At 73.8% G+C, this 23,058-nt stretch carries 16 protein-coding genes; 10 read left to right on the top strand and 6 right to left on the bottom strand.

The genetic code is table 11. From position 1 onward, the window contains the following. Positions 1–94: 94 nt before the first annotated feature. From ACIGXO_RS22855 to ACIGXO_RS22845, 3 genes are all read right to left on the bottom strand, one after another. A complete protein-coding gene (locus ACIGXO_RS22855) occupies positions 95–1,939 on the bottom strand; it encodes a choline/carnitine O-acyltransferase (protein WP_399789798.1) in 1,845 nt (614 codons plus the stop codon). Beyond that, complete coding sequence (locus ACIGXO_RS22850; protein WP_399789793.1) at positions 1,936–2,799, bottom strand: class I SAM-dependent methyltransferase; 864 nt, start codon at positions 2,797–2,799, stop codon at positions 1,936–1,938. Before ACIGXO_RS22850 ends, ACIGXO_RS22855 begins: the two co-directional genes overlap by 4 nt. Before the next feature lie 90 nt (positions 2,800–2,889). Beyond that, positions 2,890–3,759, bottom strand: a complete 870-nt coding sequence (locus ACIGXO_RS22845; RefSeq protein WP_399789790.1) for an arpA protein — start codon at positions 3,757–3,759, stop codon at positions 2,890–2,892. A 284-nt stretch (positions 3,760–4,043) separates the two neighbouring features. On the opposite strand from ACIGXO_RS22845, the gene glnII reads away from it, so the two are divergent. Both glnII and ACIGXO_RS22835 read left to right on the top strand, forming a co-directional pair. Continuing rightward, positions 4,044–5,072 (top strand): glutamine synthetase, encoded by a 1,029-nt coding sequence (gene glnII, locus ACIGXO_RS22840; RefSeq protein ID WP_399789787.1) that lies wholly within the window; start codon positions 4,044–4,046, stop codon positions 5,070–5,072. Between the two features lie 368 nt (positions 5,073–5,440). Beyond that, positions 5,441–5,995: a winged helix-turn-helix domain-containing protein gene (locus ACIGXO_RS22835; protein WP_399789784.1), complete on the top strand. Its 555-nt coding sequence runs from the start codon at positions 5,441–5,443 to the stop codon at positions 5,993–5,995. Here ACIGXO_RS22835 and ACIGXO_RS22830 read toward each other — a convergent pair. After that, positions 5,971–6,831: a lysophospholipid acyltransferase family protein gene (locus ACIGXO_RS22830; RefSeq protein WP_399789782.1), complete on the bottom strand. Its 861-nt coding sequence runs from the start codon at positions 6,829–6,831 to the stop codon at positions 5,971–5,973. The genes ACIGXO_RS22835 and ACIGXO_RS22830 overlap by 25 nt on opposite strands. Further along, on the bottom strand, positions 6,828–7,628 hold the full coding sequence (locus tag ACIGXO_RS22825) for a GNAT family N-acetyltransferase (protein ID WP_399789779.1): 801 nt from the start codon (positions 7,626–7,628) through the stop codon (positions 6,828–6,830). The genes ACIGXO_RS22830 and ACIGXO_RS22825 overlap by 4 nt, the downstream gene beginning before the upstream one ends. 396 nt (positions 7,629–8,024) lie before the next feature. Between ACIGXO_RS22825 and ACIGXO_RS22820 the strand changes: the two genes are divergently transcribed. The 8 genes from ACIGXO_RS22820 (at position 8,025) to ACIGXO_RS22785 (ending at position 20,314) form a co-directional block, all read left to right on the top strand. Next, positions 8,025–11,177, top strand: coding sequence for an alpha-N-acetylglucosaminidase TIM-barrel domain-containing protein (locus ACIGXO_RS22820; RefSeq protein WP_399789776.1), 3,153 nt, complete (start codon positions 8,025–8,027; stop codon positions 11,175–11,177). A 130-nt stretch (positions 11,178–11,307) separates the two neighbouring features. Continuing rightward, on the top strand, positions 11,308–11,544 hold the full coding sequence (locus ACIGXO_RS22815; protein WP_030617767.1) for a DUF397 domain-containing protein: 237 nt from the start codon (positions 11,308–11,310) through the stop codon (positions 11,542–11,544). Positions 11,545–11,633: 89 nt separating this feature from the next. Next, on the top strand, positions 11,634–14,276 hold the full coding sequence (locus tag ACIGXO_RS22810; protein ID WP_399789772.1) for a SpoIIE family protein phosphatase: 2,643 nt from the start codon (positions 11,634–11,636) through the stop codon (positions 14,274–14,276). A 78-nt stretch (positions 14,277–14,354) separates the two neighbouring features. Beyond that, positions 14,355–16,337 (top strand): hypothetical protein, encoded by a 1,983-nt coding sequence (locus ACIGXO_RS22805; protein WP_399789769.1) that lies wholly within the window; start codon positions 14,355–14,357, stop codon positions 16,335–16,337. Between the two features lie 117 nt (positions 16,338–16,454). Further along, positions 16,455–17,372, top strand: coding sequence for a metal-dependent hydrolase (locus tag ACIGXO_RS22800; protein WP_399789766.1), 918 nt, complete (start codon positions 16,455–16,457; stop codon positions 17,370–17,372). 1 nt (position 17,373) lies between these two features. Next, positions 17,374–18,453: a PDR/VanB family oxidoreductase gene (locus ACIGXO_RS22795; RefSeq protein ID WP_399789763.1), complete on the top strand. Its 1,080-nt coding sequence runs from the start codon at positions 17,374–17,376 to the stop codon at positions 18,451–18,453. Between the two features lie 85 nt (positions 18,454–18,538). Then, the gene (locus tag ACIGXO_RS22790; RefSeq protein ID WP_399789761.1) at positions 18,539–19,237 is read left to right on the top strand and encodes a TetR/AcrR family transcriptional regulator; all 699 of its coding nucleotides are present in this window, start codon (positions 18,539–18,541) and stop codon (positions 19,235–19,237) included. A gap of 162 nt (positions 19,238–19,399) precedes the next feature. Further along, positions 19,400–20,314, top strand: a complete 915-nt coding sequence (locus ACIGXO_RS22785; protein WP_399790599.1) for a PP2C family protein-serine/threonine phosphatase — start codon at positions 19,400–19,402, stop codon at positions 20,312–20,314. Positions 20,315–20,341: 27 nt separating this feature from the next. Here ACIGXO_RS22785 and pulA read toward each other — a convergent pair whose 3' ends face one another. Then, on the bottom strand, positions 20,342–22,987 hold the full coding sequence (gene pulA, locus ACIGXO_RS22780; protein ID WP_399789758.1) for a pullulanase-type alpha-1,6-glucosidase: 2,646 nt from the start codon (positions 22,985–22,987) through the stop codon (positions 20,342–20,344). Positions 22,988–23,058: the final 71 nt, after the last annotated feature.

Raw genomic sequence — 23,058 nt, 5'->3', positions numbered from 1 at the left:
CCCGACGCAGGTGGCGGCCCTCGGCGAGGGGAGGGGGTCACTCCCCCGTCACGGGGTCACTCCCCCGTCACGAGATCACTTCCCCGTCACGAGATCACTCCCCCGCCAGCAGTTCCCGGAGTTCGGTGACCGCCGTGCGGAGGTGGTCGGCGAAGGCGTGCATCTGGTCGGCGACCGCGCGGGGGGTGCTCAGGTAGAGGTTGAAGCGGTCGGGGAGGAGGACGTAGGCGATGCCGATGCAGCGGCTGCTCGTGGAGCCGAAGCCGAAGTACTGGATGTACTCGGACGGCGCCGAGCTGGTGCTCAGGTAGTCATCGCGCATCGTCAGCCAGCCCGGGGAGCGGTAGAGCGCGGGCTGTTCGGTCACGCCCAGGTCCGCGCCGCGACGGCGCTGGATCAGCTCCAGCTCCCAGAGGTGCTGCTCGGGGGCTTCGCCCGCCTGGCATTCCTTGGCGCGGGTGACGTGTGCGGTGGCGGCCGCGCGGAAAGCCGCGCGACGGGCCCCGGCGTCGGCCGCCGGGTCCTCCATGGCCGCCACGAACGCCTGGATCTCGGGGGTGACGACACGCATGGCCTCGGTGCGGCCGCGGCGCCACTGGCGGGTGGCGATCGACTCGTACGTGGCGCCCAGCCGGCCCTTCGCGCGCTGGTGGGCGAGCTGGTAGGCGAGCTGCACGAAGGCGTCGGGCGAGGTGCGCAGCGCCTTGGCCGCCGTACTGCCGAAGTCCTCGAAGGACACCGTCCGGGTGGCGGTGTCCGCGCCGTACTGGGCGAAGGACTCGGCGGCGGCGCGGGCCCTGGCCTGGAGGGCGTCGTCCAGCTCGAAGACGACCGGGGCGATCTCCGGGCGGCCCTGGGAGCGGGCGCCGGAGAGCCGGGAGTGCTCCTCGGCGGGGGTGCCGAGGAGGGTGTCGACGAAGCTGAGGATGGTCGTGCCGTCCAGGCCGCAGTGCTCGACGTTGATGCCGGCCCGGCCGTCGGCGAAGACGATGAAGGTCACCGCCTTGTCGAACCAGCGGTTGCCGCGGTCGCCGTAGAGGAGTTCGTCGCAGGTCTCCTGGGTGTCGGCGGGTGCGAAGTCCTCCAGGGAGACGCAGAAGAGGGCCGTTTCGACGTCGTCCAGGGCCGCCGCGTTGCCGGGGTGGTGGGCGAGGAGGTCTGCGCGGGCGGCCGCCCATTCGGCGCGGGCCATCGTGGTGAGGTGGCCCACGGACGTGCCCGGCGCCGGCGGTTCCGCGCCGGCCTTCACCACGGCGGCCAGCCCCGCTTCCAGGTCGGCGAGGCTGTGCGGGGTGCCGTCGGCGCCCAGGACGTCCATCTTGTACATCGCGCCCCGGAAGAAGACGACGATGTGGCGGGCGTCGGAGGGGCCGGGCCACTCCTCGGAGTAGGGGTGGCGGACCGTGTCCAGCTCCACGCCGGGGATGCGGGTGGTGGAGAAGAGGTACTTGTTCTGCTCCATGGTCTGCGGCGCCCCGCGCAGCACCACGGGCGGGATCTTCTCCTCGTCGAGCTGCTTCTTGTACGCGACGGCCGCGGCGATCAGCCCGGCCGCCCGCTCGGCCTGCTGCTGCCCGGTGTCCTTGAAGAGGAAGAAGAAGTTGGCGTTGAGGGCGATGCGGTCCCGGCGGCCCAGGTAGCGGTAGGGCCAGAAGGTGTCGAGCCAGCTGTGCACGCCCGGCGTGCGGTCGTACCCCGCCAGCGCCGCCTGCAGGACGGGGCCCGGACCGTCCGGGCGGCAGAAGGCGGCCACCTCCGCCTCGGTCGCCGCCCGCTCCTCGGGGGTCAGCAGCGGCCCGCACCAGGCGAGGAACCGCTCGCAGCTGTCCTCCAGCGAGGGCAGCGGCACCCGCGGCAGGGTGTCCTCGTGGGCGAAGGTGGGGGTGGTGGGGGCGGCGGTGGCCGGGGTGGCGGTGGCCGTGCCCTGACTGGGGTTCAAAGCTGCTCTCGATTCGGGTCGTGAGGATCGTGGGACCGGAGGCGTTCTGCCGGGCCGTACGGCCGGGAGACGTAGAGCTGTGCGTACAGCCAGCCTTCCGCCTCCAGGCCGGTGGCATCCACTCCGGCTGCCGACATCGTGTCCAGGACGAGCGCCTGCTCCTCGGGGGAGGCGAACCGGCGCTGTTTGTGCATGCCGTCGACGCGGGTGGTCTCGTAGCCCAGGCCCGCCAGCGCCCGCTCGACCGGGTCGAACGGGAACATCCGCAGCACGAAGTGGGCCATCCAGGGCCGGTGGCCGCCCTGCGCGCGGACGACGCGGGTGAGGGTGCGTTCGGTGACGTAGCCGATGCAGCCGGTGGAGAACACCAGGTCGGCGCCGGACAGCAGGGCGCGCTGTTCCGGTGTGGGGTCGTGGTTCTCCAGGTCGGCGTGGACGGTGCCGTCGAGGAAGCCGGCCTCGCGCGCGTAGTCGAGGGCGTTCTCGGAGGCGTCGAGGCCGACGAAGCGGGTGTGCTGGGCGGGCCGGCGGGCCCGGGACAGCTCCCGGTCCCGGGCGAGCAGCTCCTCGCGCGTCAGCCCGGCGGCCGCGTCGCCGCCGTAACGGGCGTACAGCTCGTCCATGGCCAGGTCGTACTTCAGCAGCGCGGCGTTGATGCCGTACGAGCAGCCGATGTCGACGACCTTGGGCACCGCCACCCGCCGGGTCTCGCGGTACTCCTGGAGGAGCTTGGCGAAGTACGGCTTGGCGAGCTGCGGTACGCAGTAGTCGAGCGTGCGCAGCATGGTGAAGTACGCGCGCGGGTCGGGCTGCGTGTAGATGTGGTCGAGCGAGACTTTTCCGGTCGTGTCGAAGCGCACGGGGTTACTCCTCCGTGGATCGCGAATGGGAAAACGTCCTGCGGCGTGCTGCGGGGCGCCCCCGTCAGAAGGAGGATGCCCCGTGACGGCTCAGTCCAGCAGCTCGTCCCCCCGCACGGCGCGGCCCTCGGCCGCCAGGTGCTCGGGCAGCACCCGGCCGAAGAGCTGGCGGGTGCGGGCCACGCTGCCGATGACGCCGGGGCGCTCGCTGTACGCGAAGATCGCCGAGTGGCGTGCCGTGCCGCCCCCGACGGGGCTGACGCGGTGCAGGGAGTAGCGGCCCTTGAAGAGCTGGAGGTCGCCGGTGTGCAGCGGGAGGCGGCGGATCAGCCGCTCGCCGCGCCCGGCCAGGACGTCCCGTACGTCGTCGAAGTGCTCGTCCTTCGCCGACCGGATGTTCGGGCAGTACTCGAAGGTGCCGCCGGTCTCGGACTCCTGGGTCAGCAGGGAGACGGTGAACTCGTTGGTGTCGAAGTGCCAGGGGTGCTCCCGGCCGGGCTCGACGACGTTGAGGACGAGGCCGGAGAGCGGGTCGGCGAGCTCGTGCAGCTCCGCGAGGCCGAAGCAGCGGGCGACGAAGGAGCGGAAGGCGGGGTGCGCGTAGAGCCGGCTGATCAGGGCGTCGGCCGGGATGCGGTCGCGGGCGACGAAGGCGTTGCCACGCTCGAAGGTGGTGCGGCCGGGGTGGTCGGCGGGCAGGTCCGGGTGCACGGCGGTGTTGTAGACGTTGACCGTCTCGACGTCGAAGTAGGCGCGGGGCGCGAGGACCGCGCACTCCTCGCGCAGCAGGTCGCGCAGGGCCGGGCGGATGAAGTCCGGCAGGACGGTGCAGCCGGTCGTGGCCAGCTCGCGGCGGGCGCGGGCGGTCAGGGCGAGGCCCTCGGCGCCGTCGGGATCCGCCAGGGGGTAGCGGGCCGTGTCGACCATCTGGTCGAGCGTCGTGGCTTCGAGTGTACTCATGCGATCCTCTCCACGCGTGCGGGTGGGCGTGCCAACTGTACGGAGGAGTAACGCAGTTGAACGTGCCACAGTGTCGCAATGTTGTCTGTGACACGACACACGGCGCGTTCACGCATACTGACCGGCCATTTCGAGCCGGTCACGGGCGGGGCCGCATGGCGTGCGTCACACGGGGCCCGAGTAACACGGGGTTCACATTCGAGCAATGGCTGGGAAACGGCTCGTTGCCAGGGTGCCTAGGACGCCCGCACGCGTATTCGTACTACCCCGCAGGAAGGGCCCCCGTGAGCATCAAGGCCGAGTACATCTGGATCGACGGCACGCAGCCGACCGCCAAGCTCCGCTCGAAGACGAAGATCCTCTCCGAGCGCCGCGAGCTGGCCGAGCTGCCGCTCTGGGGCTTCGACGGTTCGAGCACCAACCAGGCCGAGGGCCACTCCTCCGACCTCGTGCTGAAGCCCGTCTTCTCCTGCCCGGACCCGATCCGCGGCGGCGAGCACATTCTCGTGCTGTGCGAGGTCTTCAACACCGACATGACGCCGCACGCCTCCAACACCCGCGCGCTGCTGCGCCCGGTCGCGGAGAAGTTCGCGAACCAGGAGCCGATCTTCGGCATCGAGCAGGAGTACACCTTCCTGAAGGGCACCCGCCCGCTCGGCTTCCCCGAGGGCGGCTTCCCCGCCCCGCAGGGCGGCTACTACTGCGGCGTCGGCGCCGACGAGATCTTCGGCCGCGAGATCGTCGAGAAGCACCTCGACCTCTGCCTCGCCGCCGGCCTCGGCATCTCCGGCATCAACGCCGAGGTCATGCCGGGCCAGTGGGAGTTCCAGGTCGGCGCGCTGCCGGCGCTGGAGGTCTCGGACCACATGTGGATCGCGCGCTGGCTGCTCTACCGCACCGCCGAGGACTACGGCATCACCGCCACCCTGGACGCGAAGCCGGCCAAGGGCGACTGGAACGGCGCGGGCGCGCACACCAACTTCTCCACCAAGGCGATGCGCGAGGGCTACGACGCGATCATCACCGCGTGCGAGTCGCTGGGCCAGGACGGCAAGCCGCTGGAGCACGTCAAGCAGTACGGCACCGGCATCGAGGACCGCCTGACCGGCGCCCACGAGACCGCCCCGTGGGACCAGTACAGCTACGGCGCGTCCGACCGCGGCGCCTCGGTCCGCATCCCGTGGCAGGTCGAGCGGGACAAGAAGGGCTACATCGAGGACCGTCGCCCCAACGCGAACGTCGACCCCTACGTGGTCACCCGCCTGATGGTGGACACCTGCTGCACCGCCCTGGAGAAGGCCCTCCAGGTCTGATCCGCCGCGGTCGACTCGCGATCGATTCGCGGTCAACTCGCAAGAAGGGCGCCCCGCTTGGAGCGGGGCGCCCTTTGCGTATGCCGTGAGTGCCCTGCACGTATGCCGACGGGGCGCTCCGTCCGTATGACGGGCGCACGAAGGACAGATCACGCCCCGTCTGGTTCAATAGGGGCATGGCCAGCCTCACCGAAACCTCGACGGGTCGCACCGACCTCGAGCCGTTCTGGCCGTCCCGGCAGGATCACCTCTTCGACCGTCTGTGTTGCCGCGCGCACTGAGCGCGGGCCCGCGAAGCACCCAGACAGCAGCCCTGCCCGCGCGCACGACGTCCCCCGACGCCCCACTGCGCGAAAGAGCTGACCTCGATGACGAACGTACGATCCCTTTCTGCCTCCGCCCCGACGGCCACCGTTCCCGCTCCGCCCCGGCTGCGCGCCGTGGCCCCCGACGAAGTACCGCCGGTCGCCGACCTCCTGGGCACCGACGCCACCTGGCTGCCGGCCCCCCAGCACACCCTTCCCGAGCTGCCGGGCCGTCCGCCGATGGTCGGCTACCTCGTGCTCGTACCGGCCGCCTCGAAGCCGCGTCCTGAGCCCGGGCCGGCGCCCGAGGCCCCCGCGGCCGGTTACGGCGAGGGCGGCGTCCGGGTCGACCCGGAGCGCCGCACCGTGCACGTCCAGGGCCGCCAACTGGACCTGACCTTCCTGGAGTTCGAGCTGCTGGCGCATCTGGTGGCGCACCCGCAGCGGGTGCACACCCGCGATCAGCTCGTGACGACGGTGTGGGGTTACGGGCACGTCGGCGACGGCCGCACGGTCGACGTCCACATCGCCCGGCTGCGCCGCAAGCTGGGCGCCGGGCACCGCTCGTCGATCGTGACGGTCCGCCGCGTCGGCTACAAGTACGTACCGGTCTCCTGACGGAGGCCGCGGTGGCGGTGGCCGAGGATCACCTCCTGGGCCGCCGCCGCCAGGCCGCGGCGGTCCCGCCCGTCCGGTACCAGCGGCGGATGCACCGTGACCCGGGCCGTGAGGGCGCGCGCCGCAAGGACGCGGCGGAGCGAGGACGCCAGGTCCTCCTCGCCGACGAAGGCGGGCACGGTGGAGGGCGCGCCGTGCTGGAGGTAGCGGACGGTGACCGGGCGGACCGGCGCGCCCGCGTCGATGGCCGCCTGGAACGTCGCCCGCCGGAAGCCGCCCTCGGTCGCCGAGCACCACGTCGTGGCCTGCGGGAAGACCACCACCGAGCGCCCGGCGCGGAGCTCCGCCGCGAGGTCGGCGACGGCCTGCGGGAGGCCGCGCGGGCTGCTGCGGTCGATGAAGCGGGTGCCGGCGCGCCGGGCGAGCGGGCCCATGACGGGCCAGCCGCCGACCTCCTGCTTGGCGAGCATGGTGACCGGCTCGACGGCCAGCAGCGCGAGGATGTCCAGCCAGGAGATGTGGTTGACCACGACGAGCGTGCCGGGGCCGCCGGTCCCGCCGCCCGCCACGCGCAGCGGCGGGCCGTCGTGGTCCAGGCCGACGCCCAGCGCGCCCAGTGCGGCGCGGGCGTGCCGCCGCAGCCGCCCGGGTTCGGCGAGCCGGTCGCGGTCGGCGGCCGCGCGCAGCAGTACGTGGGCGAAGGACGCTGCGCGGCGCGCCGTCCCGGCGAGCGGCACCCGGGGCGCGGCGTGGTCGATGCAGCCGGACGTGCAGGTGGAGAGCGTGTCCCAGATGCCCGTCCGCGCGGTGGCGGGGGCCGCGGTCCCGGCGCTCACCGCTGGTCGCCCAGGAAGAACCGCCGGTACCGCTCGCCGAGCCGGTCCATGTCCAGCACGACGAAGAAGTCGGCCACGTCGAACTCCGGGTCGTGCGCGGGCGCCCCGCAGATCCAGGCGCCGACCCGGAGGTAGCCGCGGAGCAGGGGCGGCAGCTGGGCGACGGCGGGGGCGGTCGCGACGGCCACGCCGGCGTCCGGCAGCCAGGGGCGGTGCGGGCGGACGCGCAGCTCTTCCGGGGCGGCGTGCTTCGAGCGGCCCAGCTCCCAGGTGGCGGCCGCGCAGGCGCCCCCGTCGGCGAGCGGTACGGACGCGCAGCCGGCGAGGTAGCGGTGGCCGGAGAGCAGGGTGTAGCGGGCGAGCGCGGCCCACATCTGGTTGATGACCGCGCCGGTGCGGTGGTCCGGGTGGACGCAGGAGCGGCCGGCCTCGATGAGCGAGGGGCGCAGGGCGCGCAGTCCGGACAAGTCGAATTCGCCGTCAGAATAGAGCCGTTCGCTGCGGCCGGGCGGCAGCAGCCGGTAGGTTCCGACGACCTCGCCGGTCGCGGTCTCGGTGACGATCAGGTGGTCCACGAGGTCGTCGTAGTCGTCGACGTCGTGGCCGGGCAGCGGGGAGTGCAGCGTGGCGCCCATCTCCTCGCCGAAGACCCGGTGGCGCAGCCGCTGCGCGGCGCGGATCTGCGCGGTCGAGTCGGCGATGGAGGTGGTGTACGCGGCGGGGGCTTCCGGGGCAGGCGTGGGCCGGTCCTGCGGGAAGGCGGTCGTCGCAGGCGAGAACGTGGAAGACGTGGACATGACAGCTCCGTCCGGATGAGCGGGAACCCCGCCGGCCGTCGCGGGGACGGCACCGGCCGGCGGGCACGGCGGTCGTGACACAGTGGCGGCGAGGGGCCCGGGGAGACCCGGCCGCCCAGCCGACTTTTCCCCCGCCCGGCGCCCCGTCGCGTGAAGCCCAGAAGGAGCGCGGGTAAGAAACCGCCGAACACTGGCCCCCGAAGGGCCCGGGTCACGCTCGGCACAGCAGCCACGACAACGGTCGAAAACGCGCCGGAATCCCCCTCACTCCACCGGCCCACAGCCGCGACATTCGGCGCGTTCTGGTCGTATCAACATCCTTGGAGATGGGCTGACGGCCCGTTAGCGTGACCCCTCGCACGTAACCGTTGATACTGCCGAGCAGTGGGGGCATGCGTGAGCCACGTCACTAGACGCAACGTCTTGGGTACCGCGGGTGCCCTGGGTGTCACGGTCGCGGTCGGCGGGCATACCCCCGCCATGGCCGCCTCCGCCGTACCGGGGCCGGCACGCCCCGCGGGCCCGACGAGCCGCACCCCCCTCGCAGCTCCCTTCGACACCGCACCCGCGCGCGCCGTGCTCCAGCGCCTCCTCCCCCACCACGCCGACCAGTTCCACCTCGTCTCGCTGAAGCGGGCCGCGGGCACCGCCGACCGGTTCCTCGTCGCCGGTGCGCCCGGCCGCATCGAGGTCACGGGCACCAGCCCGGCCGCGATCCTGACCGGCGTGAACTGGTACCTGAAGTACACCTGCCAGGCGCACATCTCCTGGGCCGGACAGCAGCTGGACCTCCCCGCGAAGCTCCCCGCGCCCAAGCGCCCGCTGCAGCGCTCCACCGCTCTCGCCCACCGCTTCGCGCTCAACGACACCCACGACGGGTACACCGCGCCGTACGCCGACTGGGCGCACTGGGAACGCACGATCGACGTCCTCGCGCTGCACGGCGTGAACGAGGTCCTCGTCACGGCGGGCTCGGAGGCCGTGTACCACCGCGTGCTGCAGGACTTCGGGTACTCCGACGCCGAGGCGCGGGCCTGGCTGCCCGCGCCGACGCACCAGCCGTGGTGGCTGCTGCAGAACATGAGCGGCTACGGCGGCCCGGTCAGCAAGGATCTGCTCGCCAAGCGGACCGCGCTGGGCAAGCGGATCGCCGACCGGCTGCGGTCGCTGGGCATGCACCCGGTGCTGCCGGGCTACTTCGGCACCGTCCCGGACGGTTTCGTGCAGCGCAATCCCGGCGCCCGGGTCGTCCCGCAGGGCAACTGGGCGGGCCTGAAGCGCCCCGACTGGCTGGACCCGCGCACGACGGTCTTCGAGAAGGTGGCGCAGTCCTTCTACCGGCACCAGAAGACGCTCTTCGGGACCGTCAAGCACTTCAAGATGGACCTGCTGCACGAGGGCGGCGACCCGGGCGACGTCCCGGTGCCGGCCGCGGCGAAGGCCGTCGAGCGGGCGATGCTGGCCGCCCACAAGGACGCCACGTGGGTGATTCTCGGCTGGCAGGAGAACCCGCGGCGGGACCTGCTGGACGCCGTCGACCACACACACATGCTGATCGTGGACGGCCTCTCCGACCTGGAGACGGTCAAGGACCGGGAGCGGGACTGGGGCGACGTGCCGTACGCGTTCGGCACCATCCCGAACTTCGGCGGCCGGACGACCATAGGGGCCAAGACCCACATGTGGGCCGAGCGGTTCACCAAGTGGCGCGACAAGAAGGGCAGCAAGCTGGTCGGCACGGCGTACATGGCCGAGGCCGCCGAGCGGGACCCGGCCGCGTTCGAGCTCTTCAGCGAGCTGGCGTGGCGGGAGGAGGCGGTGGACCGCGCGGCGTGGTTCGACGGGTACGCGGACGCGCGGTACGGCGGCCGGGACGCCAAGGCCCGGGCGGCCTTCGCGGCGCTCCGGGAGAGCACGTACGAGATCAGCAGCAAGGACGGGCGGCCGCACGACTCGATCTTCGCCGCGCGCCCCTCGCTGACCGCCCGCTCCGGTACGTACTACGCCACGCACACGCCCGCCTTCTCGCCCGCCCGGCTCGACGCGGCGTTCGCGGCGCTGCTGGCGGTCCGGCCCGCGCTGCGCAACAGCGACGCGTACCGGCTGGACCTGACCGACCTGGCCCGGCAGGCGCTGGCGAACCGTTCCTGGCAGCTGATCCCGCAGCTCCAGGAGGCGTACCAGCGCAAGGACCTGGCCGCCTTCCGCGCCCTCGCCAGGCTCTGGCTCCAGCTGATGCGGCTCAGCGAGGACATGACCGGCGCGCACCGGCACTTCCTCCTCGGGCCGTGGCTGGACGCCGCCAAGCGGATGGCGACCGGCGCGCAGGAGTCGGCGCAGCTGGAGCGCACCGCACGGGTGCTGATCACGACCTGGGCGGACCGGCCCACCGCGGACGGCGGGCGGCTCGCCAACTACGCCAACCGCGACTGGCACGGCCTGATCGGCGACTTCCATCTCCCGCAGTGGCAGCGGTACTTGGACGAGCTGGAGGACGCGCTCGCCGCCGACCGGAAGCCGCGGGCCTTCGACTGGTACGCCATGGAGGAACCGTGGACCCGGGAGCGCAAGAACTACCCGCTGCGGCCCACCACGGACGCGTACCGCACCGCCCAGAAGGTGCATGACGTGCTCGCCAAGGCGCCGTACCAGGGGCGGGTCGTGGTCACCGCCGAGCCGGCCGCCATGGAGCCGGGCGGCGCGACCACCGTCACCGCGACCCTGTACAACGTCAGCGGGCTGCGGGACACCGGCCGGGTCGACTTCGCGCTGAGCGGGGTGGACGCCGAGGACCGCGGGCCCGTCTCGCTGCCGTCGATACCGGCCGGCGGCAAGGGAGACGTCGACTGGCGGGTCGCGGCGCCCGCCGAGCCCCTGACGTCGCCGCTGAAGCCGATGCCGTACGAACTGACGGTCAGTTACGGGCCGAAGGGCGAGACGGCCGTCTCGACGGTGCGCACGGGGTCGCTCTTCGTGGCCGGGCCGCTGGACGAGGGCCTGCGCACGGTCACCACGAACGAGGCGGTTTTCGGTCAGCTCGACGGGCGGTTCGCCATCGACGGCGCGGGCGCCGACCTGTGGAAGGCCACCGCCGAGTTCGGCGCGGTCTACCGCCCGGGCGCGCTGCGCGCAGGAGGTTCGGTGACGGTGAAGGTCACCGAACAGACCGCCACCGGGCCGTGGGCGCGCGCCGGGATCGCCGTCCGGAACAGCCTGGCGGAGGCGGCCTCGGCGGGGTTCGTGAACCTCTCCGTCACCCCGGAGAACGGTGTCGCGCTGTCCTACGACACCAACGGCGACGGCACGCTGGACCGGTACGAGCGGGTCACGGGCGTCAAGGCACCGGTGACGCTGCGGCTTTCCCGGGAAGCGGGCGGCGCGTTCAAGGGCGAGTACTCCACGGACGACGGTGACACCTGGCGCACCGTCGCCACCGCCACCGTGCCCGGCGCGGCCGCCGCGCAGGACGCGGGGCTGCACATGTCGGCGGCCAACGGCGGCTCGGGCGCCCGCGGCCGGGTGGAGTTCGACGGCTGGCGCACGGACTGACCCCGCGGCGCCACGGCAGGGCCCCGGACGGCACACGCGCTGTCCGGGGCCTTGCCGTACGCTCCCCGCGCCCTGCCCGCGCGGCGTACGCTGACCTCCGTACCGACCCGGCTACCGAGGAGTGCACCGCATGAGCGCCGCAGCTGAGAAGGAGTGGCTCTACGCCCTCGACATCTCCGACGCCGTCTGGCAGCGGGCCCCCGGCGACGCCGAGGAGGCCGTGGAGATCGCGTTCCTGGAGCGCGGCGCGGTGGCGATGCGCAATTCCACCGACCCCGACGTGGTGCTGCGGTACACCGAGGGCGAGTGGCGCGCGTTCGTACTGGGCGCCCGGGACGGCGAGTTCGACCTCGACCGGCAGCACTGAGGCGGCCGCCGGACGGCCGTACCCCTTTGGGGGATTCCCGCAGCGCGCCGGACGGGCACTCGTGAAGCCGTGTCCCGCAGACTGGCCCGATGGACCACAGGAGTCAGCCGGAGTCGGCGCCCTCGCGGAGGTTCCCGCCACGGCCGGAGAGCGTGGCACTGGCCCGGCGTTTCGCGCGCACGGCACTGGAGGGTGTCGCCGCTGAGGTGGTGGATTCGGCCGAGCTGCTGGTCAGCGAGCTGATGACCAATGCGGTGCTGCATGCCCGCACCGAGGCGGAGGTGGCCGTCCGGGCCGTCGGCCACCGGGTCGAGGTACGGGTGAGCGATCACCGGCCGTCCCGCGGGCCGGTGTCGCAGGGCCATCTCCCCTTCCCCGGTCCGGGGCAGGGGCTGGCCGTGGTCGAGAAGCTGGCCTCCCGGTACGGGGTCGAGACCGGCGCCGAGCACAAGACGGTGTGGTGCGAACTGTGGCCGGCCGGAGAAGCGCCACCCCCGTCCAGCTGGCAGACCACCGCGGTACCGTCCGGCCCCACCCGCACCGTCACACTGGTCGACCTGCCGGGCCCGCTGTACCTGTCGTCCCAGGGGCACCGGCATGCGCTGCTGCGCGAGCTCACCCTTGCCGCGGCCGCCGGGGAGGACTTCGGCGTGCGCCCGGAGGACCTGACCCTCGCGCACGACGTGAGCAACGTGATCAGCGCTTGTGTGACGGCCGCGCTGGAGGAGCAGCCTGCCGGGCACATGCACTCGCTGCGCATGGCCTTCCCGGCGGACGGCATCAGGGCGGTACTCACGTTGCGCCACGTGCTCGAGCTGGCCGAGGAGGCGGCCCGGGACGAGCGGCTCCTCACCTGGCCGGCGCTCCCGCAGAACCGCGCCTTCCGCCAGTGGCTGCTCGACCAGATCATCAGCCAGCTCACCGGCGGGCCCCCCACCGCGTGGACCGTGGTGCCCCGGGAGCCGAGCGCCAGCCCCTCCGAGCTGGTGCCCTGGGACGCCAGCCACGTATGGGCCAGCAGGGCCCCCACCATCGCCGCCGACGACGAGAACCGGATCGTCGCGGCGAACGGACCGGCCGCCGACCTGCTCGGCTGGCAGGCGGAGGAACTGGTCGGCCGGCGGCTCACGGCACTCATTCCGGAGCACTTGCGGGAACGCCACGTGGCGGCGTTCGACTCCCTCCTGCTCACCGGCCAGCCGCGCATCCTGGGCCGCTCCGTGCCGGTCCCGGCACTGCACCGGGACGGCCGGCTGGTCCCCGTCCGCCTGTTCATCCAGACCCAGGGCACCACCGACGGCCGCACCGTGTTCGTCGCCCAGCTCGCCCCCAGGACCGCTCCCCCGGCCCCCGCACCGCCCTCCCCCGAAGAGGACCGCCGGGCGGCGACGGAGACGCGGGAGCCGGGCGGCCCGCACCTGCCGGACACCGCCGAACTCCCCGCGGGGGCGGGCGAAGAGGAAGCCCGCGGGTCGCTCCTGGAACAGCAGCTCGCCTCGCTGACGGACATCGGGGAAGCGCTGAGCAGCGCCGCGAACCTGGACGAGGGCATGCAGCGGGTGTGCAAGATCCTGACCCAGCGGCTGGCCGACTGGTGCGTGGTGGACCGTCTCGACGGGTCCGACCAGCTGGAGCGGGTCTGTGTCACCCACCGCAGCCCCCGGACACTGCCCACCGAGGCGTACGCCGGCAGGCTGCCCTCGATGACCGCGGCCGCGCGGGGGCCGCTGGCCCGGGTACTGCGCGGAGCCGGCCCGCTCCTGCTCACCGAAGCCCCGGCACCGACCAGCGCCGACAGCCCCCTCGACACCCGCTATGTGCAGCTGTTCGACCGGATGGGGGCGAACAGCGCCATCGTCGCTCCGCTCCGGGTCCGCGGAGCCGTCTTCGGCGCCCTGACCCTGGCCCGTACTGATGCGGACCCGTTCACCGATGAGGAACTCCCCCTGATCGACGGCCTGGTCCGCAGCCTCTCCCTGGGGGTGGAGAACGCCCGGCTGTACCAGGAGACCCGGCAGATCGCCGAGAACCTCCAGCGTTCCCTGCTGCCCGTACTGCCGGACGTCGGGCATCTGGAGATGGCCGCCCGCTACGCGCCCTCGTCCACCACCGCGCAGATCGGCGGCGACTGGTACGACAGCTTCCTCCTGCCCAACGGCCGGACCGCTCTGGTCATCGGCGATGTCACCGGACACGACCTGGACGCGGCCGTCGCCATGAGCCAGTTGCGCAGCATGCTGCGCGGCATCGCCATCGACCGCCAGGAGCCCCCGGAGGAGGTGCTGCGCCGGCTCGACATGGCGAACCACAGCCTGTACCACGAGGCCACCGCCACCTGCATCTACGCCCTTGTCGCGGGCCCGGAGAGCGGCCCCTGGGAGCTGAAGCACTCCTCCGCCGGGCACCTGCCGCCGCTGCTCACCACGCAGGAGGGCGACACCCGTTACCTCGAGGACGGCGCGGGCCTCCTGCTGGGCATGGAACCGGACATGCCCCGTCCCGCGGCCTCGGATCCGCTCCCGGCCCACTCGACCGTACTGCTGTACACCGACGGTCTCATCGAGCGCCGCGACGAGTCCCTCGACGACGCCATGGCCAGGCTCAGCCGGCTCACCGCCGCCCTCGCCCGCGAACCCCTCGACGTCTTCTGCGACGAACTGCTCATCGCCCTGAGCGCCGACAGCGCCGATGACATCGCCCTGCTCGCCCTCCGGCCGGTGCCCCGCGCCTGAGAGCCGGTGCCGGCCACCACGGTCCGGTCCGCCCGAGGGTCAAAGTGACCATCCGAAGATTCACTCGTTCTACGGAACGTGGAACAGCAGCAGGCAATATCCCCGCCACCGGACCGCACCTCCCCGCTCGGCGTCATCGACGTCGAGCAGGCCGAAGCCGCGCTCGTGGAGCACTACCCGCGGCTGGTGCGGCTGGCCTATCTGGTGCTGCCGCCCCGGCTCGGCCGCAGCCGCCGGGTGCTGACGGCGCACGCCGTCACCCAGCGCGCGCTGCCCCGGCACCGCACCGACGTCGCGGAGAGCGCGCTGCCCGCGCAGCGCCCCGGTGCCGACGGGCGGCCCGCGCCGGACCCCGCGTACGCCTTCGTGCGGCAGCGGGTGCTGCGCGCGGCGCTCGCCGCGGGCCGCCCGGCGCTGCGCCTCGGCCGCTTGCGGGTGCCGCTGCCGCACCTCCCGCCGCCGCTCCCCCAGGTCTGGGGGCTGCGGCTCTTCCCGCGCTCCGGCGGCGCGGACGAACTGGCCCTGGACCAGACCCTGTCGGCGCTGTCGTCCCCGGCCCGCGCGGCGTACGCGCTGCGCGGCCTGGAGGGGCTGGCCGACCGCGAGGTGCGGCGCACGCTGGCGGCCGCGGGCGTGGCGGAGCCGCGGGACGCGCTGGCCGAGGCGGACGGCGCCGCGGCCCCGGCGGGCAGCCGGGACGGCTCGCTGCTGGACTCCGCCGAGTTCGACCCCTGCTCGCTGCAGGCCCGGCCGACGGATCTGATCCGGCGGCGGCAGCATGTGCGCGCCGCGCTGGCGGCGGGCGTCGCGGCGGTGGTGTGCGGGGCGCTGCTCGCGCTGCCGGGCGACGGCTGGGGCCGGGACGGCGCCGCGGCGCCTCCGTACGCGCGCAATGCCGCGGCCGAAAAGGCCCTGGACCCCGGCGAGTTGACCCGTGCGCCCGAGGACGCCTGGCGGACCTCGGTCCGTACGGACTTCTCGGCCTGGCCGGCGCGCGGCGGCCGGACGCACGACACCGCCCTGCTGCGCCGCGCGCTGGCGGCCTGGGCCCGCCCCGGCTCCCGGGTGCAGGTCTCCGCGACGCCCGGCACGCCGTCCGGGCCCGCCGCCGGGCCCGCGCGGCTGCTGTTCGCGGGGGTGGTGGACCGGGTGGCCGTGGTGCTGCTGTACGACGGGCTGCGGGTGGCGCGGTACGCGGAGTCGGCGGACGGGCCGGGCGGCGGCGCGGCGCTGGACTTCGCGCGCACGGACGGCGCCGACGCGGCGGGCTCGGCGGCGCTGGTGGTCAGCCGCACGGACGGCAACGTCCGCTACCTGACGGCTCCTTGGGTGCGCAAGGTCGCGCTCGCGGACCTGACCGGCGGCCCGAAGGAGCGCGCGGCCGCGCTGGACCGCACGGCGGACGGCGTGACGGACCCGGCGCCCGCGCCCGCGCGCGGCGCGTCCTGCGCCCGCTGGCCCGCGCTGCGGATGGCCGGGCACCTCTACACCGACCTGGGCGAGCTGACCCCGGCGCGGCTGACGTACGGCGCTCCGGGCCGCGCGGGCGACCCGGCGGGCGACGCGGCGCTGACGGCCTGGGCACGCACGGCCTGCCAGCTGTCGGCCGTGCGGTCGCTGGGCGTGCGGAGCGTGAACGCCTGGGAGTACGCGCGCCAGCGGCTGCCCGAGCACGGCGGGACGGCGGCGTGGCTGTGCACGCGGGCCGAGACCTGGCGGGGGCCCGGGAGCCGGACGATGGCGCAGTTCCAGGCGCCGGTGGCGGGCGGCGCGTCCGGGGCGCGGCGGTACCCGCCGGGTGCGGTGGCGGCCCGGACGGAGGGCGGCCGGGCCTGCGGGCCGCGGTCGCCGCACGCGCTGGCCGGGGTGCTGTGGAAGTCGGCGGCCGGGCACTGGTGGCTGGTGGCGGCGGGCAGCGCGGAGCTGCGCAAGGTGACGGCGGGCGGCGGGGTGACCGGCCGTACGAAGGGCCGGCTGCTGGCGGTGCGGACCGAGGCGGGCGAGCGGGCCCGGCTCACGGCGCGGCTGCCGGACGGGGGCCGGTTCACGGCACTGCACTGAGCGCGAGGGTGACGGAACGGGGGTACGGGCACGCGCCCGTACCCCCGTCGGCATGGAGCGGGAAAACCTCGTGCAAGGGTCTGTCGCTCCCTCCTTACCCCCCAGTACATTGACGCCATGTCTAACAAGGCCCCGTTGCGGCCCGCGCCGGTCGCGTCCGAACACATCCCGCTGAAGGCCCGCAACGTCGCTTTCGACTGGGCCGACACCCCGCTGCACTGGGTCCCCGGCGACCCGTCCACCACGCACACGATCAACGTGCTGCACCTGCTGCTGCCGGCCGGCGAGCGCTGGTTCGTGCACGTCTACAAGCAGGTGCTGCCGTACATCCGCGACGAGCGGCTGCGCGAGGACGTCATCGGGTTCATCGGCCAGGAGGCGATGCACTCCCAGGCGCACGACGACGTGCTGCCGCACCTGAAGAAGCAGGGCCTGGACCCCACGCCGTACACCGCGCAGGTCGACTGGTTCTTCGAGAAGCTGCTCGGCGACCGCACCCTGCCGCCGGGCCGCGCGCGCCACTGGTGGCTGCTGGAGCGGGTCGCGCTGATCGCCGCGATCGAGCACTACACGGCGTTCCTCGGGGACTGGGTGCTCAACGCCGAGGAGCTGGACGCCAAGGGCGCCGACGCCACCATGCTGGACCTGCTGCGCTGGCACGGCGCCGAGGAGGTCGAGCACCGCTCGGTCGCCTTCGACCTCTTCATGCACCTCGACGGCGGCTACCGGCGCCGCGCCCGCACCTGGGCCACCGCCTTCGCCGCGCTGGTCTTCCTGTGGCAGCGCGGCGTGCGCTTCTTCATGGCGAACGACCCGACGCTGCTGGACGGCAAGGCGTCGTTCAAGGAGTTCTTCCGGGCCGGGCGGCAGGGCGTGCTGCCCACCACCGGCGCCGTGGTCCGCACGATCCCGCAGTACCTGCACCGCACGTACCACCCCTCGCAGTACGGCAGCACCACGCAGGCCGCCGCGTACCTCGCCGCCTCCCCCGCCGCGACCGCCGCGGAATCCCGCACCTCTCCCGGAGCCGCCTGACATGACCGCCCTCTTCCGCTCCCGCCGCGTCCGCGCCCTCGTGCTGGCCACCGGTGCGGCGCTGCTGGTCAACCGCGCCCTGCGGCGCCGGGTCAAGGAGTCCCCGCTGTGGCCGATGCCCGCCCTGGAGGAGCCGATATCGGGGACCGGGCGCCCCGGCCGCCGCGAACTGCTGGTCATCGAGCGCGCCGAGGAGGCCGAGGGCGTCGTCCGGCTGCGCCTGGAGGGCGAGCGGCTGCCGGGCTGGGAGCCGGGCGCGCACATCGACCTCGTGCTGCCCTCGGGCGCGGTGCGCCAGTACTCGCTCTGCGGTGACGTCGCCGACGGCGGTACGTACACGATCGCCACCCGGCTCATCGAGGACGGCCGGGGCGGCTCGCGCGAGGTGCACGAGCAGCTCCACGAGGGCACGGTCGTGGAGGTGCGCGGCCCGCGCAACCGCTTCCGGCTGGCGGAGTGCCATGCGTACCTCTTCATCGCGGGCGGCATCGGGATCACGCCGATCCTGCCGATGGTGCGCCAGGCCGAGCGGGAGGGCGTGCCGTGGCGGCTGCTGTACTGCGGGCGGTCGCGCGCCTCGATGCCGTTCCTGGCCGAGATCGAGAAGCTGGCGGGGGCCGGCGGGGACCGGGTGACGGTGGTGGCCGAGGACGAGGACGGCCGGCCGGACCTGGCCGCCGTGCTCGGCGGCGCGCCACCGCACTCCGCGGTCTACTGCTGCGGCCCGCAGCCCCTGATGGACGCGGTCGCCGACCTGCTGCCGGACGGCCTGGAGCTGCACACAGAGGCGTTCGCGCCGGCGGCCGGCACGACGGGCGGCGCCTTCGAGGTGGAGCTGCGGCGCACCGGCACCACGGTCGCGGTGGCCGGGGACCAGAGCATCCTGCGTGCCATCCGGGAGCAGGCCCTGCCGAACCTCCCGTACAGCTGTGAGCAGGGCTTCTGCGGTACCTGCCTGCAGAGTGTGGTCGAGGGCGACATCGATCACCGCGACGAGCTGCTGACCGACGCCGAGCGCCACGACCAGATGCTGATCTGCGTCTCGCGCTGCCACGGGGAGCGGCTGGTGCTGGATCTGTGACGCGTACTCGCCGTCGGGGCTGAAGCGGTACGGCCCTGGTGGCGGTGGCATACCGCTGTCGCACCCCGGTCGTTAGGGTGTTCGCATGACGACCGGGGTGCGCCGCAGGATGGGCGTCGAGGAACGCCGTGACCAACTGATCTCCGTGGCTCTGGGCCTGTTCAGCCACCGCGCGCCCGAGGACGTGTCGATCGATGAGATAGCCGAGGCCGCGGGCATCTCGCGGCCGCTGGTCTACCACTACTTCCCCGGCAAGCAGAGCCTGTACGAAGCGGCGCTCGGCCGGGCCGCCGACGAGCTGGCCGCGCGCTTCGTCGAGCCGCGCGAAGGCCCGCTGGGCTCCCGCCTGCTGCGGGTCATGGGCCGCTTCTTCGACTTCGTCGACGAGCACGGCCCCGGCTTCTCCGCGCTGATGCGCGGCGGCCCGGCGGTCGGCTCCAGCCGCACCAGCGCGATGATCAACGGCGTGCGGCAGTCCGCCTACGAGCAGATCGTCGCCCACCTGGGCCTGGTCACCCCGGCCCCGCGCATGGAGCTGGTGATCCGCTCCTGGATCTCGCTCGCGGAGTCCACCGCGCTGCTGTGGCTGGACGGCAAGCGCATCCCGCGCGCCGAGCTGGAGCGGCAGCTGGTGCACGACTTCGCCGCGCTGGCGGCGGTGAGCGCCGCGTACGACGAGGAGATGGCGGAGACGCTGCGGGCGATCCTCGCCGCCGAGCCGATCGACGGTCCGTTCGCGGAGCTGGCGGCCCGGCTGTTCGCGCTCGTACCGGGTGACGCCTGACACTGGGCTCCGTTGACGATCATTTCGCGTCACCACCCGACACTTCCCGACGCCACGCGATCGTCTGGCACCTGCTTGTGACATCCGCTTCCGCACGGCTCCGCGGCGGTGCCAGAGTGGCGGTCCCACCGCCGGTCGTGGGAGGGACGTGGGTTGGCCGCGATGGAGTTCATCGGCGCACTGCTCGGGTACGGCTGCGGTTTCCTCACCGGCCTGGCCTGCGGCGTCCTCGCGGTGCGCCGGGCGCGGACGCCGGCTCCGGAGCCCCGCGCCCACGGCTCCCACGACGCCCACGACGCGCGCACCGCCACGCTGACAGCGCTCGCGCACGCGGCCCAGCGGGCGCTCCTGCAGCCCCTCTCCGGTCAGCTGAACGGCGTCGGCCTCGCCGGCCGCTACCGCCCCGCCGCCGAGAACGCCGTCCTCGGCGGCGACCTGCTCAACGTGGCGAACACCCCGTACGGCCCGCGGGTGCTGATCGGTGACGTGCGCGGCCACGACCTGGAGGCGGCGCGGCTCGCGTCGCTCACGATCGGCTGCTTCCGCGAGCACGCCTTCACCATGCCCGACCTGGTCCAGCTGACCAGGACGCTGGACGAGCGGCTCGCGCCCGAGCTGGACGCCGAGGGGTTCGTCACGGCCCTGCTGGCCGAGTTCGCGCCGGGCGAGGTACGGCTGGTCAACTGCGGCCACCCGGCCCCGCTGCGGATCGGTGCCCGGCTGGAGCCGCTGACCCCCGACGATCCGGGGCCGCCGCTCGGCCTGCAGCCGGTCCCGCGTCCGCAGCGCGTCCGGCTGGCCCCCAACGAGCGGCTGCTGCTCTACACCGACGGGCTCATCGAGGCGCTGGACCCGGACGGTGACCCCTTTCCGCTGGACGAGCGGGTCCTCGAGGCGCTGACCCGGCCCACGCTGCACGACGCGGTCGAGGCGCTGCAGGACCTCCTCACGGCGCACACGGCGGCGCCGCTCCGGGACGACCTCGCGCTGATGCTGTGCCAGCCGGGCACAGCGGCCCTGATGCCGTCCGTTCCCGCGGCACGGCGGCCGGGGGAACGGACGGGCGGGCCGACCTGAGCGCCGGACGGCGGGGCGGCCGCCGGGTCAGCCGCGGGTGAAGACCGCGACCGTACGGCCCGGGACGGTGAAGGTGCCGGTCCCCTTCTCGTACGACGCGGTCCGTACGACCGGGTCGGCGCCGCGGGCCTGGACCGGGTGCAGCGCGTACGGCTGTCCTGCCGCGTCCCGTACGGTCTGCGTCTGCTTCTCCGGCGTGGCGTTGAGGACCACGACCAGCCGGCCGAGCCGCATGGTGACCACCCCGGGCGTCTCGTCCCGCCCCGACAGCGGGAAGGACAGCGCCCGCTGCACCTGCTCGGTGGTGGCCAGGCCGAAGTCCGGCTCGGTGGCGCGGATGCGGGTGAGGTCCCGGTACGCGGCCGAGGCACCGGTGATCTCCGCGCAGCCGGGGCGCAGCGCGGGGTCGGCGAGCAGCGGCCGCGCGTAGGGCCACTTGTCCTTGTTGTCGGCGGCGGGCGGCAGGCCGCGCCCGAAGCCGTTGCCGTCGGCGCAGTTCCAGTGCAGCGCGTTGAACCAGTCGCCGCTGTCGTAGGAGTTGCGGTCCAGCGACTTGGAGCGAAGCAGGTCGGTGCCGGCCTGGGAGAGCGCCGGGCCCTGCGAGAGGGTGGCGGTGGCCAGCGCGAGGACCTGCATACGGGCGCGGTCGGCGGGCTTCGTGCGCTGCGGGAGCTTGTAGGCGAGCGCGTCGTAGAGGGTCTCGTTGTCGTGCGCGTCGGCGTAGGCCAGCGCGTCGCCGGGCGCGGCCGCGTAGCCGGCGGGCGCGCCGTTGTAGTCGACCTGGGAGCCCTTGACGGTGCGGCCCGCCGAGTCGGTGAAGGTGTAGTCGGCGAGGCCGCCGGTCAGCCCGACCTTGATCAGGTCCTGGTAGTGCAGCAGCCGGGCCTTCTGCTCGTCCCGGGTGCCGTTGGCGGGCGAGTCGTTGGGGTCGGTGAAGAGGCCGGAGGCGAAGCCCTGGACGCGCGGGTCGGCGTCGAAGGGGCCGCCGCCGCGTACCGCGTCGCGTGCCCGGTCGTCGAAGGTGGCGATGCCGGTCCCGGCCATGTTCTTCTGGGTGGCCTGGACGAAGCGGGCGTCGTTCGCGACCTCGCCGAAGTTCCAGCCCTCGCCGTAGAGGACGATCGCCTTGCCGTCCACGCCGTCCTTCGCGGGCGTGAGGGCGTCCAGGGCCTTGCGCACGGCGAGGAGGCTGGCCTTGGGGTGATGCCCCATCAGGTCGAACCGGAAGCCGTCGACCTTGTACTCCTTCGCCCAGGTGACGAGCGAGTCGACGACGAGCTTGCCCATCATGGTGTGCTCGGGCGCGGTGTTGGCGCAGCAGGTGGAGGTGGCGACGGTGCCGTCGTCCAGCAGCCGGTGGTAGTAGCCGGGGACGATGCGGTCCAGCACGGACCGGGGGTCCTGGCCGCTCGCGAGGGTGTGGTTGTAGACGACGTCCATCACGGCGCGCAGCCCGGCACCGTTCAGGCCCTGGACCATGCGGCGGAACTCCACGGTGCGGGCCGTGCCGTCCGGGTCGGAGGCGTACGAACCCTCGGGGACGGTGTAGTGCACCGGGTCGTAACCCCAGTTGTACGCGTCCTTCGCGGCGGTCTTCGCGACGCACTCCTGCTGCTTCTCGGAGTCCGGCGGGTAGGCCGCGAGGTCGCAGTCCGGCGCGGCCTGCCGGTCGCGGCGCTCGGGGACGGACCCGAAGTCGAAGGCGGGCAGCAGGTGGACATGGGTGGTCCCGGCGCGGGCCAGGCCGCGCAGGTGCTTCATGCCGTCGGAGGACCGGTCGGTGAAGGCGAGGTACTGCCCCGGGTGCTTCGAGGTGCGGTCCGCGACCGAGAAGTCGCGGACGTGCAGCTCCTGGATGCGGGCGTCGCGCAGCGGTACGGCGGCGGGCTTCTTCAGCCGGTCCCAGCCCCGGGGCGCGAGGCGGGGGTCGGCGAGGTCGGTGACGAGGCTGCGCTCGGAGTCGGCGGTGAGCCCGGTGGCGTAGGGGTCGGTGACCTTGTTGGTGACGGTCTCCCCGGCGGCGGGCGCGAAGACGGTGACGGCGTAGCGGTACGGCTTGCCGGTCCAGTCGCGCTCGCCGCGCGCCGACCACACCCCGGTCCGGTCGTCGCGGGTCATCGGCACCGTCCGGCCGTCCAGTTCGAGGGCGACGGTGCGGGCGGTGGGTGCCCAGACGGAGAGGGTGGGGCGGCCGCGGTCGAAGACCGGGCCGAGCCGGGCCCGGGAGGCGGCCGCGCCGTACAGGTCGTCCAGTACACCGGGTATCTGCACGCCGGTGGCCTCGCGCAGGGTGCCGTCGGCGGCCCGGCGGGTGGCGACGAGGCGGTCGCGCAGCGCGGTGGCCGCCTGGGCCTGGTCGCGCGGGTCGACGGTGAAGGCCGGGAAGTCCTTCAGATGCGGGTACTTGGCGCGCTCGTCGGGGGTCAGGGTGCCGGGGGCGAGCCGCAGCCGCCGGTCGCCGTCGGGCCCGGATTCGAGCTGGAGGGTGCCGCCGGCCGGGTCGGGGGCGCCCTTCCAGACGACGGTGTCCCGGTCGATCCACTGGGCCTCGGCCTTGGCGGGGTAGGGCGGCGGGGCGGCCTGCGCGGGCGCGGCGCCGGGCAGCGCGGCGGCCGCCGCGGCGCAGAGCGCCGCGGCGAGCGCGGTGACGGTTCGGCGGAGGGTGCCGGTCACGTCGGGGTCTCCTCGGTGAGGTGAAGGGCCGCCCGGCAGGCGGGGAGGTCGCCGGGCGGCCGGATCGGTGG

Origin of the sequence: Streptomyces sp. NPDC053542 (genome assembly GCF_044544685.1) — a bacterium.
In the GTDB taxonomy this organism is placed as follows: domain Bacteria; phylum Actinomycetota; class Actinomycetes; order Streptomycetales; family Streptomycetaceae; genus Streptomyces.
This window is presented reverse-complemented; position numbering and strand designations above follow the sequence as displayed.

Excerpts from the sequence above, each read along its gene's own strand:
- ACIGXO_RS22815 (WP_030617767.1), top strand. The coding sequence starts at position 11,308 with ATGAGCGCCGCAGCTGAGAAGGAGTGGCTCTACGCCCTCGACATCTCC.
- ACIGXO_RS22810 (WP_399789772.1), top strand. The coding sequence starts at position 11,634 with ATGGACCACAGGAGTCAGCCGGAGTCGGCGCCCTCGCGGAGGTTCCCG.
- ACIGXO_RS22825 (WP_399789779.1), bottom strand. The coding sequence starts at position 7,628 with ATGTCCACGTCTTCCACGTTCTCGCCTGCGACGACCGCCTTCCCGCAG.
- ACIGXO_RS22835 (WP_399789784.1), top strand. The coding sequence starts at position 5,441 with ATGACGAACGTACGATCCCTTTCTGCCTCCGCCCCGACGGCCACCGTT.
- ACIGXO_RS22790 (WP_399789761.1), top strand. The coding sequence starts at position 18,539 with ATGACGACCGGGGTGCGCCGCAGGATGGGCGTCGAGGAACGCCGTGAC.
- ACIGXO_RS22800 (WP_399789766.1), top strand. The coding sequence starts at position 16,455 with ATGTCTAACAAGGCCCCGTTGCGGCCCGCGCCGGTCGCGTCCGAACAC.
- ACIGXO_RS22795 (WP_399789763.1), top strand. The coding sequence starts at position 17,374 with ATGACCGCCCTCTTCCGCTCCCGCCGCGTCCGCGCCCTCGTGCTGGCC.
- ACIGXO_RS22785 (WP_399790599.1), top strand. The coding sequence starts at position 19,400 with ATGGAGTTCATCGGCGCACTGCTCGGGTACGGCTGCGGTTTCCTCACC.
- ACIGXO_RS22845 (WP_399789790.1), bottom strand. The coding sequence starts at position 3,759 with ATGAGTACACTCGAAGCCACGACGCTCGACCAGATGGTCGACACGGCC.